At 43.0% G+C, this 291-nt stretch carries 1 pseudogene; it reads left to right on the top strand.

The features are described from left to right. Positions 1 to 187 precede the first annotated feature (187 nt). A pseudogene (locus MN204_RS20450) lies at positions 188 to 291 on the top strand (flagellar export chaperone FliS); the annotation flags it as partial.

The following is a 291-nucleotide window of genomic DNA, read 5'->3' on the forward strand; positions in this document are numbered from 1 at the left end:
ACTCTACTCCCCCTTGATTCAAAATTTATTGTGCTGTATATCCGCCATCTAATACTACTGCCTGGCCTGCTTCCGGCGGTTGTGATTGAAACTGCAGATATCATTTCATTTGCAAATATGCCACTGTCCCTATTACTTCTGGGTGATCCAGCAACGCAAGCTTGTCCTGAATTCGTGAAAATCCCCGTCAGGTGGAGAACTGACATTGATGCTGTACAATGGATGCATGAAGTTTATTAAGCAGGCAATCAAGGATATGAATGATAAAAATGCTCGTGAAGGATGTCCATG

This window comes from Oceanobacillus saliphilus, assembly GCF_023522835.1.
GTDB lineage: Bacteria > Bacillota > Bacilli > Bacillales > Amphibacillaceae > Oceanobacillus > Oceanobacillus saliphilus.